We start from the raw sequence: 14885 nt of genomic DNA on the forward strand, positions 1-14885 counted from the left end.
TTGCCCACCGCTATTGAAGTTAAGAACATCAACAAGCAGTTCGTTCTCCGCCATACCCGGTCGATCAAGGAAGCCATAGTCTGGCTGGTCAAGGGCCGCAAGGGTGATCTGTCAGAGAAATTCCACGCACTTCACGACGTCTCGCTGGAAATCGATCAAGGCGAAGCCGTTGCCCTTCTGGGATTCAACGGATCCGGCAAATCGACGTTGCTCAAGCACATTTCGGGTGTGATGGTGCCCGATAGCGGGACTGTGCGGACACGTGGACGGGTAGCGGGGCTGATCGAGGTAGGCGCCGGATTCCATCATGATCTGTCTGGCCGGGACAATGTCTACCTTAATGGGGCGATCCTCGGCATGACGGAGGAGCAGATCAACGAGCGCTTCGACTCCATCGTGGAATTTGCCGAAATAGGTAAATTCATCGACACCGAGGTGAAATTCTACTCGTCAGGCATGTATCTGCGGCTGGCCTTTTCTGTAGCAGTCCACACCGACCCTGAAGTGTTCCTGGTGGATGAAATTCTCGCAGTCGGTGACGAGCCGTTTCAGAAGAAGTGCATTGAGAAGATCCAAGAGCTGGCGGCGGAGGGTAAGACCCTTGTAGTGGTGAGCCATGATTTGGACCTTGTGTCCCGCATCTGCGACCGCGGAATCCTCCTCGAGCGCGGAAACATCACATTTGACGGCCCGATCGAGCAAGCGGTAGCCACCCTGCGCGCCTAGAGCGGGCAACCCCATACCCTTCACGTGAGCACTGGCATCCTAACAACCTGAACCGTTGGGATGCCAGCTGCGCCTGAAGTCAAGACGATCTACTGTGGCCCAGCGGGCCGCAACCGGTCACTTGGTAGAGCTTGGCCGGTCCTTCCCGATCAACGAGTTTAAGCCCGGGAGCGCTGTCAGCCTTGTCCATGGCGGTATTGGGGTGGGCTCCGCCGTGGACCTCATGGTCATCGAAGATGAGGGCATACTGGACGTTCAATTTCTTCACGGCGGGGCAAACCACCGGATTGACTCCCGCCTCGTCGATCCGGCTCAAGATGACAAGTTCTTCTGGCGTGCGGCGACCGACGATGTGCGGGGACACAGAGCGGCGCAGCGACAGTCCCTCAGTAAGGGACGCACCGGTCCAGGGATCGCCATAAACGGTGGCTTCGGCCGGAACATGGCTGGGCAGGCGGTCCAGAAGCACCCGCTCGTCAGTAGAAACGAGCGGGGCATGCGGTCCGGTCCTGTAGTTGGCTGACGCAAGGACCTGCTCTTTCCCAACGGCACCGAACTGCGCACCCACGGCGATGGCGAAGACTCCGACGATCAGAACGGCGGCGGGCGCAATCTTGTCCAAGGCAGTCGCGCGGGGAAGGCGCAGGATCCTGCTGGCGGTCTCGCCCGCCCGGTTCCTTGTTGCCGCAGAGGCAGTTCCGCGCAGAATGTCTTCGCCACCCAGCACGGCCAGGGGAAGCAGGACGACGGGAAGCATCGCGGCGAGCCGGAATGAGTCGTTGTACCAAACGCCGGTCAGGAAGTGCCGGGTCTCGCTCGCAGGAAGCGCGGACGCCACGACGAAGAGTCCGGCAGCGATGAAGGCCATGCCCAGCACCCATACGAGCTTTCGCCGTGCGATGGAGGCGACAAGTCCCGCGACGAGCATCACGAACATCACCAGGGAAACATGCCTTCCCTGAGGTCCGGCGCCAAGAACCTCGCCGATGGCTTGGGAAACAGTCTGATAGGGCTGCCACCGTGACGCCGTGAGGCTTTGACCAGCCATGTCCCACACGAGGAAGACCAACGGAATGAACACGGCCGTCAGGACTGTAAAGCCGGCCAGCTGCCGTCCCGCGGCCTCCCGGCGCCTGTAGCTGGCGGCGAGGCGGACGAGCTTAGTCAGCAGCAGTGGGAGGGCCAGTCCAAACAGGGCCACGACAAAGCTGGGATGCGCCAGGGCCAGACCGGGCAGGATAAGGATGCCCTGGCAGAGTACCGGCACGATCCTCCGCTTCGTTGGGTTGAGGCCAAGGAGGTCGATCGTCAGCGCCAATGCGACCGGCATGATGGCGATCGCCAACAGGTTGGGGTACAGGACCCCAAAGTCGATCATGAGGTAAGGAAAAGAGCTGAAGCCGGCAGCGAGTGCCCCCGTCAGCAACATGGGCAAGACCTGGCCTGTTGAGATCCGGCTGATCAGGTACATCATTCCGAGCGGCCACATGACCGCGGCAATGACGATGTTGCCGGCGCTGATGGCTTCCGGGACTGAAACTGACGCTGTTGAGGCGACCAATGCGATCAGATCATGCCACGCCGCGGGGTAGAACGCCGCAGAAGCGGCGGTCAGGTTCCCCAATGTAAGGGACGAACCGGATCCGGTGATCAAGATATGACCGATGGCATTCAAATGGAAAATGTTGTCGTACGTTTGGGATATGTTGCCGGGCGTGCCGATAATGCGCGCAAACCGCACCGTGATGATTACTGCCGGCAGGGCGAAGGCGGCAATAATCGCACCGCGCCTGACCCACTCCTGTGCTGATGTCAGGGCCGGATTCGTTCCGTCATGGTTCTCCGCGCTCCTGTCGAACGACCGCCGGGGCTGCGCCCCAAATACGATCCCACGCATGGCCAAAACGTAGCGCAGCACGAGAGCCGTGGCAGCGAGAATCAGGGCGCAGCCGGCCACAGGGATAATCCCGTAGTCACTGTTGGCGTACGGAGCTGCCACAGCAACGACGCCGGCGATGGTGACCGTCGTGGGACCCGATACCGCGAAGAGAGGAAGGCCCCTGACTCCTGCTCCGCGCATGACCACGAGCCCGGGCCCCAGGAAGATCACTGCAGCCAGCAGTAAAACGGGCACGAATGTCACCCAGGGCATGGGGGCTCCTCGACAGTTCAGGGAAATATGGCCAGTGGCCAACACTACTGTAAGCAGGGCGAGCGCTCACTGCCGTCCCCGGGCCCCGCACTCGGTATGGGAGACTAGTCCAGTGAATCGAACGTGGATTGTCATTCCTATGTACAACGAAGGCACCGTTGTCGGCGATGTAATCCGAGGTCTCCTGCCTACTTTCCCCTACGTCGTGTGCGTGGATGACGGCAGCTCGGACGAGTCGGCAAAAATCGCCCGCGAAGCGGGAGCAGTGGTGGTGCAGCACCCGATTAATCTTGGCCAGGGAGCCGCCCTTCAGACTGGCATCGAGTATGCGCTGCAGGATCCCGCGCTTGGGTGCATTGTGACGTTCGACGCCGATGGCCAGCACAAAGTCTCTGACGCCTTCGAGATGGCGAACCGCGTTCTGAGCAACGAGGCAGACATCGTCCTCGGCTCGCGCTTCCTTGACGACCGCACCAAGCTCAGCCCGATGAAGCGGATCGTACTGAAAACTGCCGCGCTCCAGTCCAAGCTGTCCACTGGCCTGGACCTGACGGACGCCCACAATGGGCTGCGTGCTTTCAACCCGCATGTTGCCCGCAACATCAATCTGACGCAGAACCGCATGGCCCATGCCTCGGAACTCGTGAACCGGCTGGCGACGATGAAGCCCCGCTACGTGGAACACCCCGTGGAGATCATCTACACGGATTATTCAAAGGCCAAGGGGCAGTCCCTTTTGAACTCGGTCAACATTCTCGCGGAACTGTTTTTGAGGTAATTCATGCTTATTGTCATCCAGATTATTCTGGTACTCGCCGTCGTTCTGGTTGCCATGATCCTGATGAGGGGCGGTTCAAATGCCAGGCATCTGGCAATCCGCCGTCTCATGCTGATGGTGTTCACTTTCGTCGCAGCTCTGTCGATCTTCTTTCCTCAGATGCTGACCACGGTCGCAGGATGGTTCGGAATCGGCCGAGGAACGGACCTTGTCCTGTACGGCGTCGTTGTTTGGCTCCTGATTTTCATGGCCACCACGTACCAGCGGTTTCGCCAGACTGAAATTTCGCTGACGAAGTTGTCCCGGCGAATCGCCATTGACGAGACTCCGAGAGTCTGGGAAACGGACGGCAAGTAGCATGCCCGCACGACCGTCAGAACCTACACTTGATGTCTCGCTGATCATTCCGACCAACAGCATCCACCGGTGGCTGGACCGGGCTGTTGCCTCTGTTTTGGACCAGGAGGGTGCCAGCTTCGAGCTGATCCTCTACCTTGACGGTGTGGAACTGACCCCGGGCACTGAATGGGTCTCTGATCCGCGTGTGCGGCTGGTCCACGGTACGAATTCCCAGGGGGTGGGGCACGCCTTGCGCGAGGCGTGCAAGCACGCCCGGGGGGAATTCATTGCCCGGCTGGACTCCGACGACGTCGCGCTGCCCGGTCGTTTCGCCCGGCAGGTGGCGTACCTGCGCGACCATCCGGACACAGTTGCCGTCACCGGCCAGGCGCCGTGGATCGACGAGGAAGGCGCGAGAATCGGAGCCTTCGGACACGCATCAGGCGCTGACGTTCGTGGAAAGTTGCTGGAGCAGAACGTTCTCGTCCAGTCAGCGATCATGTTCCGTGCCGCCGACTACCGGGCGGTAGGCGGGTATAACCCGCTAAGGCAGATGGAGGATTACGATCTCTGGCTGCGCCTGGCGCTGCGCGGACGCATGGCGGTACTCGACGCCCACGTCGTTGAATACCGCATCCACCCCGACCAGACCAGCCGGGGCGTGCATCCCCGGGCGTCCTACGTCAAGACTGTTTATGCCGGGCGCAAAAACCTCGCCCACTTACTGGGGAAGTCAGCGGGCGGCCAACTGATCCGCAACACGGCATTCCGCGCGGCCCTGTACATGATGTACTACTTGCCGCCGTCCCTGATACGGCGCATCCGTACTGCAGCCTCCCGCTAGTCCGCCGCACTCACGCCAGTCCGCCGGCCTCCCGCCAGCGCCGCAACGGGGGTGCCTACCAGGCGCTCCAGCCGCCGTCGACCGCAATCGTTTGGCCGGTGACGTACCGGGAAGCGTCCGAGGAGAGCCAGGCGACAACGCCGCGGAAGTCGTCCTCTGTGGCCATCCGCTGCAGCGGGGTCAGCCTCTCGTACCGTTCGGTGAACTCGACTGCCTGGCCCCGCGCAATTCCTCCGGGCGCGAAGGCATTGACGCGCACTGCAGGGGCCATCACCGTGGAAAGGTACCTCGTGAGCTGGACGATGCCGCCCTTCGTGGCGCCGTACGCGGCGGGGTTGCCCATGACGGTGCCTTCGTAAAGGCCCATGTTCGGTCCTACGATCCCGTAAATTGACGACACGTTAATGATGGAGCCGCGTCCATCCGCTGAGAGCTTCGGTGCGAGTTCGCGGGCGAGGGAAAACGGGACGCGGAGGTTCAGCTTTGACGCCAGCTCAAAGGCCTCGTCGGTCTGTTCCGCGAAGGGGACGGCGTAGCCGGGGATGCCCGAGGTGCCGGTGAAGGCCGCATTGTTTACCAGGATGTCCAGTGGCCCGTCGATGGCCCTGGCCAGTTGGGTCGTTCCGCCGTCTTCGAGGAGGTTGACAGCCACCGCCGTGGCCCGTACGCCGTACTGGCGCGCCAGTTGGTCTGCCACCTCTTCGCAAACGTCCACGGCGACGTCTGAGACGACGACGTCGGCACCCTGGGCTGCGAGAGTCCCGGCCAGGACCCGTCCCAGCGGCCCGGCCCCTCCCGTGACCAAGGCCCGACGCCCTTCCAGGCTGAAGAGCCCGTCCAGCCCGGTCACTTGGCCTGCTCGGCGGTGGACCCTGCAGATGCATCCGCGGACCGGTAGCCCGGCAGCGGGGCCAGTCCCGCTCCGACGACCGCTTCGACCAGGCGGAACTCGTGTTCGTCGTCGATGCTGAAAGCGTGCGTTTCCGGTATTTCCACATACCCGTGGCGGCCCTCGTCGAACCAGCTGGTTTCCAGCCGGCGGATGAAATCTGCCCGCCAGACGTAAAAGCTTCCATTGATGCGCAGGTACCGCGGTACGTCCTGGCGGCGGACGACGCCCGTTCCTTCCTCGAAGTACCTCACCAGGCCCGGGCCGTCGGCTTCGGGGCGCACGCCCACCCAGGTCGGGTTGAAGAAGGGTTCGGAGACGGCGACCACGCCGTCCAGCTCCGGCGTGGCCACGAGTGCGTCGATGGCCTCGCGCACCCGCTCGGGAGTGCGGGTCGGGCTTGTCGGGTCCAGCAGCAGCACCATGTCGTAGGTCACCGAGTCGATTTCCTCCATGGTGGCCAGGGCGTGGCGGAGCACGACGCTCATGGGTGCCGTGTCCGACGCCAGCTCGGCGGGGCGTAGAAAGGGGACCTCGGCGCCGGCCGCACGGGCCGTTTCGGCGATGGACTCGTCATCCGTTGACACGATGCACCTGACGGAGTCTCCCAGGAGGGCTGCCAGCGCAACGGAGTGGGCCAGGAGAGGCTTGCCCATCAGGGGGCGGATGTTCTTGCCCGGCAGGCCTTTGGATCCGCCCCGTGCCGGGATGACCGCCAGAACGCGGGGGCGGATGGAAGTATCAGTCATGGTGTCGTTGCCCTCGGGATTCGTGCCCAACGTGCCGGATCGGACGCTGAAGTTGTCTGCAGCTGAAGCTGGTTACCACACTATCGGTTCTTTCCCGCCGGAGGAGTGGGCGGCCCTGGCCGCGTCGCAGATGGCCACGGCGCGAATTCCGTCGGGAAGAGCTGCCGGGACAAATCGGGCCATCAGGTTGCCGGTGGACACGCCCGCCTGCTCCATAACAGCGAGGGTCTGGCGGGCGAGAACCACATCGACCGATGCATCGTCCGGAAAGCGGATGGAAGTGCGTTGGATGCCGGCCGCCGTCGCGATTTCGACGGCGATTTCGTTCTGTACGACGTCCCAGCCCAGCGCGCCATCGGTGGTGCTGACGCGGATGCTCCGGGTCTTGACAGGGCTGACGTAGTCAAGGCGGATATGGACCGCTCCGTGGTCGCCCCAGAGCAGGTCGGCCGATTCTTCGGCCTCGATGCCGAGCAGCCCGTGCCCCAACGTGGCTTGCAGGAATGAAGGCGCGCCGAGGAGTAAGACCGGGTAGTCGATGTCGTGGACGAGGTCGCGCAGGACCCCGCCCTCCGCAGCGCGGGCAGAATAGCTGTCGCGGTAGTCGCGGTTGGGGCGCCAGGACGGCAGCCAGGACTGGGAACGCACCTGGGCGCTGGTGACCTGTCCCATGCGCGGCAGCAGGTCGGCCATGACCGCCAGTCCCTGATGGAACCGCAGCGGCGCGCTCACCGAAATGGTGTCTGATCTCGGGTGCGCGGAGAGGGTACGGGCACTGGCCGCGTCCTGGCTGACCGGCTTCTCCAGCAGGAGTACTTTGGGGCTATGGTCCAGGGCCTCCAATGCATCTTCGACGTGCCGCGATGTGTCGGTGGCGATGATCACCACGTCCAGTTCGGTTTCGGGGTACGAGGTGACCAATTCTACGGAGGCAGGAATATCGCTCCGCCCGGCAAGGCTTGCGGTCGGACGGACGGGGAGTGCGAAGATATCGTCGACACCCATCCCCGCGAGCACCCGCAAATGCCGGGCGCCAATGGAGCCAGTGCCCCTCACGAGAGCCGATGTCCTGCGCCCTCCCTCCGGCTTCCCGGCCAATCGTGCAGAAGGCACCGGAGCCAAGGCCGGAGAGACATCCAAGTATGATGTGAGCGTCATCTGCTCAACTCTATTGCTCAAGGCGCCGCTACTCTAAATGGATATCCAGAATCACTACTATGGTCACTCTGCGGCATTCGCGCACCATTGCGGGATGAACAGGATCCATCACATTTCGGGCTTGGTACAGCACGGATGGACGGTCAAATCGCCCGTCCTGGCCCAGTTTGCAGACTTCAACGACCGCGGTGCCAACCGGAAACGGCTGGTCTGGACATCGGCGTCGCGGGGATACTCGCCCGAAGGGCCAGAGAACCTTTTCCCGGACGGATCCAGCATGATCACCGCCGTCGGGGCCCCTTTCCTCTACCTCCAGAAAGCCGTGCAGGACAAGGACGGGCTGCCGGAGCGTACGCTCGGGCCCCTCGTGCTGCCTCTCCACGGAACAGCACTGGTGAAAGTCAGCGGCGACCACGACGGGTTCGCGCGGGAGGTCCTCCGTCGTGACGGGCCTGCCACGGTGTGCCTCCATATCGAAGACCTCGAGCACCCTGAGATCTACAGTGCCTGGACGGACGCGGGGCACCACGTCATCAGCGCAGGAGACCGCCGGGACCCGCAGTTTCTGGGACGGATCCTCTGGATGATGGCTTCTGCGCAGAAGGTGGTCTCGAACCGCATGTCCACGGCCCTCCTTTACGCCGCAGCTGCAGGCGCGGACGTGGAGGTCTACGGGCCGGACTTCCAGCTCGGACAGAACGCGGAAACGGACCCCGGACTTCGGATGCGTGAGCTGTGGCCGGAATTCTATGGCCCGTCGCCGGACAACGCGGAGCTCAAGCGCATAGCCGACATGGAGCTCGGTGTGCAGGACATGAAGTCGCCGGACGAGCTGAAGAGCTTGCTCGGCTGGAACAGCCGCTCCTTCGGCGCGTTCTGGGATTACTGGGCCAGCGGTCCCCTGGAAAAAGCCCAGGCGGTCCTTGGGCTGCGGAAACGCCCCGAAGGCGCCCACAGCGGCGAAGCGGGCCTTTCCCCGATCCATTTCCTCCGCCATCCGCTTAAACACCTGCCGTCCCCGCTGCCGAAACTCACGCCGGCAGTAGCCGTCGAGGCGGTCAGGCTCAAAGAGTCGGGCCGGCTCTAGGGGTGGCCGCCTGGCTGATTATTGGGGCGTCCGGGCACGCACGCAGCCTCGCGTCGATCGTGAACGGCCGGGGAGACCACGTTGCCGCCGTTTCTGACGCGGGACTGACCGGCGCAGCCCGGGACTCCGCAACGTCGCAACGGGGCCTCAGTCCCTTCGCTGCCGCAGACGGGCGAACTCCCACCGTGTTTGTCGACGACGACGAAGCGCTGAGGTTTGCCGCGGAAATGTCCCTGTCGATCGCCGTCGGCATAGGGGACAACGGCGTACGGAACCGCATCGCGGAGTCAATCATCGCTTCGCCGGAGCTGGCCCCTCTCACCGGTCCATTGGTCGCGGCGAGTGCCACCGTTGATCCCACCGCCCGTCTAGGGGCCCTTGCACAGGTCTGCGAGCACGCCCACGTGGGCCCGCTGGCCGATATTGGCTTAGCGGTCATCGTCAACACAGGCGCCATTGTCGAACACGAGGCCGGGGTCGGACCCGGGACGCACATCGCCCCCGGTTCAGTGCTTTTGGGGGCCTCGTTCGTGGGCAATAGAGTATTTGTTGGGTCTGGCGCCCGCATCCTTCCCGGCTGCACCGTGGGAGGACTATCTGTGATCGGTGCGGGCGCTGTCGTGACGCGTGATCTCGCCGGGGGAGCAACCTACATTGGTGTTCCGGCCCGGGAACTCATATCCAAGAAAGGCGCAACTCCGTGACCATCGAATCCAAAGCCCAGCATGTGACGTTCGGTCCGCATCGCATCGGCCCTGCCGAGGAAATTTTCGTCATCGCCGAGGCCGGAGTGAACCATGACGGTGACGTCACAGTTGCCCATGAACTGATCGACATGGCGGCCGACACGGGTGCCAACGCGGTGAAGTTCCAGACCTTTAAGCCTGAGTCACTGGTCACGGAAGCTGCAGACACCACGCCGTACCAGAAAAAGGCCGGGTTCGCCGAGTCCCAGTCTGAGATGCTGAGGCGCCTGACGCTGCCCGAGACCGCCTGGGTTGAGCTGCGGGATCACTGTTCCGAGCGGGGGATCACCTTCCTCTCCACACCCTTTGACTACGACAGCGCACGGATGCTGGCGGATATCGGTGTTCCGGGACTAAAGATCGGCTCCGGAGAGCTGACCAACACCCCTTATCTGGCCGCGATCGCCGAATTCGGCATTCCGATGATCGTATCCACGGGAATGGGAACCCGGGAAGAGATCGCCGCGGCGCTCGAGGCGACGGCCAAAGCGCCCGCGACCGTCCTGCTGCACTGCGTCTCTGCCTACCCCGCACCCTTGGACGAGGCCAACCTGCTCGCCATCCCCGCTATGCGGAAGGAATTCGGCGTCGAGGTCGGCTGGTCCGACCACACGCCGGGCTCCCTGACGGCCATCGCGGCCACGGCCCTGGGGTCGACGCTGCTGGAAAAGCACATCACCACCGATAAGACACGCAACGGTCCGGACCACTCCGCGTCGCTTGAGCGGGACGAGTTCGAGGACTACGTGCGCTCCGTCCGTGACGTCTACCGGGCGCTGGGTGACGGCAACAAGCGCAGGATGCCCAGCGAGGAAGCCAATGCCGGACTGGTGCGGCGCTCCTTCCACGCCGTACGGGACATCGCAGCGGGTGCCGTGATCACGGAGGACGACGTCGCCATCCTCCGCCCGGAGGGCGGACTCCGGCCGTCGGCACAGGTTGTGGGCCGCTCGGCAGGCCGCGCCGTGAAGGCCGGAACGCCAATGACCGCCGAGGACCTGGCCTGACGTGCTGGTACTGGGTTTTGTAGGTACGCGGGCGGATCTCTTCCCACTCGCCCCGGTCCTGGTCCAGCTGGCCGGAAATCCTGACGTGGAGTTGCACGTAGCAACTGCCGTCGGGTTCCCGGCCGGGACAGCAGCCAGCCGGCTTGCTGAGGCAGGACTCCAGGACGGTGCGTTCGTGCATCATGACCTGGGGCTCCACCTCGATGATGCATCCGCCCAGGGCCAGCTGGCGCTGGGCCCGAAGCTGTCCGGGAGCATGGCCGACCTGATTCAGCGGAGCCAGCCAGACGCCGTCGTTGTTCTTGGCGACCGGTGGGAGCTGCTCTATGTTGTACCGTCCGTTGTTGTTTCAGGCGTGAGGCTGGTGCATCTCCATGGCGGGGAAGTCACTGAAGGGGCACTCGATGAGCGCGTCCGGCACGCTGTGACCAAGCTGGCGGACCAGCACTGCGTGAGTACGGCCGGGGCCGCGCGCCGGGTTGCCCAGCTTGGCGAATCGCCGGAACGGATTCACCAGACAGGCGCCCCCGGGCTCGACCGGTTCAGGAAGCCGAATCCACTGACAGATGACGAGTTCCACGCAGAGTTTGGCCGGCCCCTGATCCGTCCGCTGCTGATGGTCACGTACCACCCGCCCACAGCCGAGATGGCCGGGAACGCCGGTGCCTTGGCACGCCAGGTGTTCGACGAGTCCATTGGAGCGGCAGGCACAGTGATTCTGACGTATCCGGGCTTCGACGCCGGGCGCAACGAAATCGTGGCCGAACTTGAGGCGATTGCCGCCGGCGGCACCGCGATCGTACGGGAGAGCCTGGGGCCGCTTTATCCCCGTGTCATGGCCACCATCGATGCCCTGGTGGGGAATTCCTCCTCGGGAATTCTTGAGGCTGCAACCTTTTCCGTGCCGGTCGTCAACGTCGGAGACCGGCAAAAGGGGCGCGAAAGCGGCGCCAACGTCATCCACTGCCGCGACGAGCGTCCGGGGATCCACGCTAGTATTGAAAAGGCTTTGAGCGCGGAGTTCCAGGAATTGGCCCGTCACGTGGTCAATCCGTATGGGGACTCGCATTCGTCAAAACGGATCGAGCGCGTAGTGGTTGGCAGCGGACGGACGCCGCTAACCAAGGCCTTCATTGACATCGGCGCTGGAGAATGACACGTATGAGTACTGACGGCCCCCTCGGCAACGTCTGCATCGGGCAGGACGCCACCGTAAGGCAGGCGCTGGAGACTATCGACCGCGGCGCGTCCGCGATAGCCCTCGTCACCGACGAGTCGGGCAAGCTCCAGGGAGTGCTTACCGACGGCGATATCCGTCGCGGCCTGCTCAAGGGGGCCGAACTCGACGGACTCGTCCACGAGTACGCCAACCGGGCACCGCACGTCGTCGGGCCCGATGCCACCCGCGCCTCCGTGCTGGACCTGATGCGCAGCCTGCGTATCAGCGAAGTTCCCGTGGTGGATGATTCCGGCAAGCTCATCGGGTTGCACACCCTCAACGACATTGTCGGCCGGTCGTCCCTGAGCAATATTGCCGTCATCATGGCCGGAGGCAAGGGCACGCGTCTGGGCGCGCTGACCAAGGACACCCCGAAGCCACTGATGACCGTGGCCGACCGGACCATCATCGAGTGGATCATCCTCGGGCTGGTGGAATCGGGCGTCACGAACATCTATGTCTCGGTGGCGTATCTGGCCGAAAAAATCATGGCCCACCTGGGCGACGGCTCGCGGCTCGGCTGCAAGATCAAGTATCTGCATGAGGACCCGGCGAAGCCCCTCAACACCGCCGGTGCGCTGGGGCTGCTCCACCACGAGCGGCCTGACATTTCCGAGCCGGTGCTTGTCACCAACGCCGATCTCATGGTGCGCTATTCGGCAGCGGAGCTTCTCGCCTTCCACGCGTCCAAGAACGCGAGCGTGACCGTTGCTGCCCGGCCGTACGTCCACCAGGTGCCTTTCGGCGTCCTGGACATCGGTGAGGGGCGGTCAATCTCCGCTGTGGTGGAGAAACCGAGCATCGAATTCGAAATCAGCACGGGCATTTACGCAGTGTCGCCTGAGGCGCTCGCGCTGGTGCCGTACCTTGAACCTTTTTCCATGCCGGAACTCGTTCAGGCCTGCATCGAGCAGTCCAAGACAGTGGCCGCATGGCCGATCGAATCCGATTGGATCGACGTCGGAACTCCCAAAGACCTAGCAACAGCGAAAGGCCAGTGATCACCTTGATTCAGCAGAACCTAACGGGCAAGACCGTGGTTGTTACGGGCGCCGACGGCTTCATTGGAAGCCACGTCACCCAGCGGCTGATCGCACAGGGCGCCAACGTGCGGGCCCTTTGCGTCTACAACTCCAACGGTTCCTACGGGTGGCTTGATGACCTGAGCCCCGAAGAGCGTGACTCCGTCGATCTGCGCCTCGGCGACATCCGCGACGCGGAATACGTCTCCGATCTGGTTGCCGGTTCGGACGTTGTCCTCCACCTTGCGGCCCTCATTGCGATTCCCTACTCCTACGAGGCACCCCGCTCGTACGTGGAGACAAATGTCGTGGGCACGCTGAACGTCCTCGAGGGCGTGCGCCGCCACAACGTGCCGAGGCTGGTGAACACCTCCACGTCCGAGGTCTACGGCACCCCCAAGACCGTGCCGATCACCATCGAAAACGAGCTCCGCGGCCAGTCCCCGTACAGCGCGACGAAGATCGCCGCCGACAAGCTCTGCGAGGCATGGGCGAGCTCCTTCGAGACTCCCGTCGTGGTGCTGCGCCCGTTCAACACCTACGGTCCCCGGCAGTCCGCACGTGCCGTGATCCCCACGGTTCTGCAGCAGATGGTTGCCGGCGCCGACAAGATCCACCTCGGCTCGCTGACCCCCCGCCGCGACTTCACTTATGTCACTGACACTGCCGACGGATTCCTGAAGGCAGCCAGCGCGGACATCCCGCTGGAGGGCCAGGTCATCCAGCTCGGCACCGGCTATGACGTCTCCATCGGGGAACTCGTTGAAATGGCCCGCAAGGTCACCGGATCGACGGCGGAAATCATCACCCAGGACGAGCGCGTCCGCCCGGAAGCCAGCGAAGTCATGCACCTTCTGTCGGATCCGTCGCAGGCACTGGCCGAACTGGGCTGGGCCCCGCAGGTCAGCCTCGAAGAGGGCCTGCGCGAATCCGCCGAGTGGATCAAGGCCCGCGGTGTGGACCTGTCCGCGGCCGCTCGATACTCCCGTTAAGTTTTGCCAGAAAGGTCAATTGTGGCGAGCCGTATCCCACTAGCTGTACCCAATATCGGCGAGCGTGAAGCCGAACTCGTAAACGAGGCCGTCGCCAGCGGGTTTGTCTCTTCCGTGGGGCAGTTCGTCTCAGAATTCGAGCAGAAGTTCGCTGACTACGTCGGCGCGAAGCACGCCGTGGCGTGCGCTTCGGGAACTGCGGCGCTGCACATTGCGATGCGCCTCGCCGACGTTCAGCCGGGGGACCTGGTTGCCGTGTCGGACTTCACCTTCATGGCAAGCTCCAATGCGGCGTCCTACCAGTTCGCCGACCTGCTTCTGGTGGACTCGCTGGCCGAGACCTGGTGCATGGACGTTGAAAGCCTGCGCCGGGAGATTGAGCGCAGGACGGCGGCGGGGGAGAAGCTGCCCAAGGCCATCGAGATCGTGCATATCCTGGGCCAGCCCGCCGATGCCCTTGCCGCGCGGGAACTTGCGGATGAATACGGCATCATCCTGATCGAAGATGCTGCCGAGGCCCTCGGCGCTATGTGGACCGAGGGGCCGCTGGAAGGCCGCCACGTCGGGACGGTCGGCCACATGGGCGCGTTCTCGTTCAACGGAAACAAGATCATGACCACCGGTGGCGGCGGGATGTTCACCACCGACGATCCTGAACTGGCGGCGAAGGCGAAGCACCTGTCGACGCAGGCCCGGCTCCCGGACCGCGGCTACCTGCATGACGAGATTGGCTTCAACTACCGGCTAACCAATATCGCCGCGGCCCTCGGGGTGGCACAGCTCGAGCGCCTGGACGGGTTTGTTGCCACCAAGCGCAAAATCGCGGCACGCTACGCTGACGCCTTTGCCGGTAGCGGCATCCAGACACCTCCCAACCTTCCCGGGCAGGAGTCCACGTACTGGCTGTACTCGGTGCTCGTCCCTGCATCGCGTGGTGCCGGGGCACGGGACGAACTGCAGGACTTCCTGGCGGAGGTCAACATCGAATCGCGTTCCCTGTGGCGGCCGCTGCACATGCAGCCGCCCCTGAAGGATGAACTGACCCTCGACGGCGCCACCGGTGAAGACCTGTTCGCCCGCGGCCTTTCGCTCCCTTGCTCGACTGACCTTACGGATGACGACCAGGATCGGGTCATCGAGCGTGTCCACGAATGGCTACGACTCAGCGGTGAGTAGC

General features: G+C 63.6%; 15 protein-coding genes. 11 read left to right on the plus strand and 4 right to left on the minus strand.

Annotation, left to right across the window (positions count from 1 at the left end):
• Positions 1-726 (plus strand): ABC transporter ATP-binding protein, encoded by a 726-nt coding sequence (locus CXZ05_RS07535; RefSeq protein ID WP_102971997.1) that lies wholly within the window; start codon positions 1-3, stop codon positions 724-726.
• Between the two features lie 79 nt (positions 727-805).
• Here CXZ05_RS07535 and CXZ05_RS07540 read toward each other — a convergent pair whose 3' ends face one another.
• Positions 806-2878 (minus strand): DUF6541 family protein, encoded by a 2073-nt coding sequence (locus tag CXZ05_RS07540; RefSeq protein WP_102971998.1) that lies wholly within the window; start codon positions 2876-2878, stop codon positions 806-808.
• A 112-nt stretch (positions 2879-2990) separates the two neighbouring features.
• Here CXZ05_RS07540 and CXZ05_RS07545 point away from each other — a divergent pair, with 112 nt between their 5' ends.
• Genes CXZ05_RS07545 through CXZ05_RS07555 form a run of 3 tightly spaced genes read left to right on the plus strand, consistent with a single transcriptional unit; the run spans position 2991 to position 4839 of the window.
• Entirely contained in the window at positions 2991-3656 is a 666-nt protein-coding gene (locus tag CXZ05_RS07545) for a glycosyltransferase family 2 protein (protein WP_258006486.1), read from the plus strand.
• Between the two features lie 3 nt (positions 3657-3659).
• Complete coding sequence (locus CXZ05_RS07550) at positions 3660-4013, plus strand: DUF2304 domain-containing protein (RefSeq protein WP_102972000.1); 354 nt, start codon at positions 3660-3662, stop codon at positions 4011-4013.
• 1 nt (position 4014) lies between these two features.
• Positions 4015-4839: a glycosyltransferase gene (locus CXZ05_RS07555; protein WP_102972001.1), complete on the plus strand. Its 825-nt coding sequence runs from the start codon at positions 4015-4017 to the stop codon at positions 4837-4839.
• A 55-nt stretch (positions 4840-4894) separates the two neighbouring features.
• Here the strand turns inward: CXZ05_RS07555 and CXZ05_RS07560 are convergent, their stop codons facing one another.
• The 3 genes from CXZ05_RS07560 to CXZ05_RS07570 form a co-directional block, all read right to left on the minus strand.
• Positions 4895-5689, minus strand: coding sequence for an SDR family oxidoreductase (locus CXZ05_RS07560; protein WP_102972002.1), 795 nt, complete (start codon positions 5687-5689; stop codon positions 4895-4897).
• On the minus strand, positions 5686-6477 hold the full coding sequence (locus CXZ05_RS07565) for a cytidylyltransferase domain-containing protein (RefSeq protein ID WP_102972195.1): 792 nt from the start codon (positions 6475-6477) through the stop codon (positions 5686-5688). Before CXZ05_RS07565 ends, CXZ05_RS07560 begins: the two co-directional genes overlap by 4 nt.
• Positions 6478-6549: 72 nt before the next feature.
• Positions 6550-7533: a Gfo/Idh/MocA family oxidoreductase gene (locus CXZ05_RS07570; protein WP_146033075.1), complete on the minus strand. Its 984-nt coding sequence runs from the start codon at positions 7531-7533 to the stop codon at positions 6550-6552.
• 223 nt (positions 7534-7756) lie between these two features.
• On the opposite strand from CXZ05_RS07570, the gene CXZ05_RS07575 reads away from it, so the two are divergent.
• From CXZ05_RS07575 to CXZ05_RS07605, 7 genes are read left to right on the plus strand one after another with little or no spacing between them, the layout of a single operon-like run.
• Entirely contained in the window at positions 7757-8722 is a 966-nt protein-coding gene (locus CXZ05_RS07575) for a hypothetical protein (protein ID WP_258006487.1), read from the plus strand.
• A 2-nt stretch (positions 8723-8724) separates the two neighbouring features.
• Complete coding sequence (locus CXZ05_RS07580) at positions 8725-9426, plus strand: transferase (protein WP_258006488.1); 702 nt, start codon at positions 8725-8727, stop codon at positions 9424-9426.
• Positions 9423-10475 carry an N-acetylneuraminate synthase family protein gene (locus CXZ05_RS07585; protein WP_258006489.1) on the plus strand — a complete coding sequence of 351 codons (1053 nt, stop codon included), beginning with the start codon at positions 9423-9425 and terminating at the stop codon, positions 10473-10475. Before CXZ05_RS07580 ends, CXZ05_RS07585 begins: the two co-directional genes overlap by 4 nt.
• Position 10476: 1 nt before the next feature.
• Positions 10477-11631, plus strand: a complete 1155-nt coding sequence (gene neuC / locus CXZ05_RS07590; protein ID WP_102972005.1) for a UDP-N-acetylglucosamine 2-epimerase — start codon at positions 10477-10479, stop codon at positions 11629-11631.
• Positions 11632-11636: 5 nt separating this feature from the next.
• Positions 11637-12695: a sugar phosphate nucleotidyltransferase gene (locus tag CXZ05_RS07595; RefSeq protein ID WP_102972006.1), complete on the plus strand. Its 1059-nt coding sequence runs from the start codon at positions 11637-11639 to the stop codon at positions 12693-12695.
• Positions 12692-13708: an SDR family NAD(P)-dependent oxidoreductase gene (locus CXZ05_RS07600; protein WP_258006490.1), complete on the plus strand. Its 1017-nt coding sequence runs from the start codon at positions 12692-12694 to the stop codon at positions 13706-13708. The genes CXZ05_RS07595 and CXZ05_RS07600 overlap by 4 nt, the downstream gene beginning before the upstream one ends.
• Before the next feature lie 21 nt (positions 13709-13729).
• A complete protein-coding gene (locus CXZ05_RS07605) occupies positions 13730-14884 on the plus strand; it encodes an aminotransferase class I/II-fold pyridoxal phosphate-dependent enzyme (protein WP_258006491.1) in 1155 nt (384 codons plus the stop codon).
• Position 14885 lies beyond the last annotated feature (1 nt).

The sequence above is a fragment of the Arthrobacter sp. AFG20 genome, assembly GCF_002892795.1.
In the GTDB taxonomy this organism is placed as follows: Bacteria; Actinomycetota; Actinomycetes; order Actinomycetales; family Micrococcaceae; genus Arthrobacter.

What these genes read in the sequence shown, in the direction of transcription:
- CXZ05_RS07540 (WP_102971998.1), bottom strand. Translation starts at nt 2,878, where the DNA reads ATGCCCTGGGTGACATTCGTGCCCGTTTTACTGCTGGCTGCAGTGATC.
- CXZ05_RS07550 (WP_102972000.1), top strand. Translation starts at nt 3,660, where the DNA reads ATGCTTATTGTCATCCAGATTATTCTGGTACTCGCCGTCGTTCTGGTT.
- CXZ05_RS07555 (WP_102972001.1), top strand. Translation starts at nt 4,015, where the DNA reads ATGCCCGCACGACCGTCAGAACCTACACTTGATGTCTCGCTGATCATT.
- CXZ05_RS07565 (WP_102972195.1), bottom strand. Translation starts at nt 6,477, where the DNA reads ATGACTGATACTTCCATCCGCCCCCGCGTTCTGGCGGTCATCCCGGCA.
- CXZ05_RS07595 (WP_102972006.1), top strand. Translation starts at nt 11,637, where the DNA reads ATGAGTACTGACGGCCCCCTCGGCAACGTCTGCATCGGGCAGGACGCC.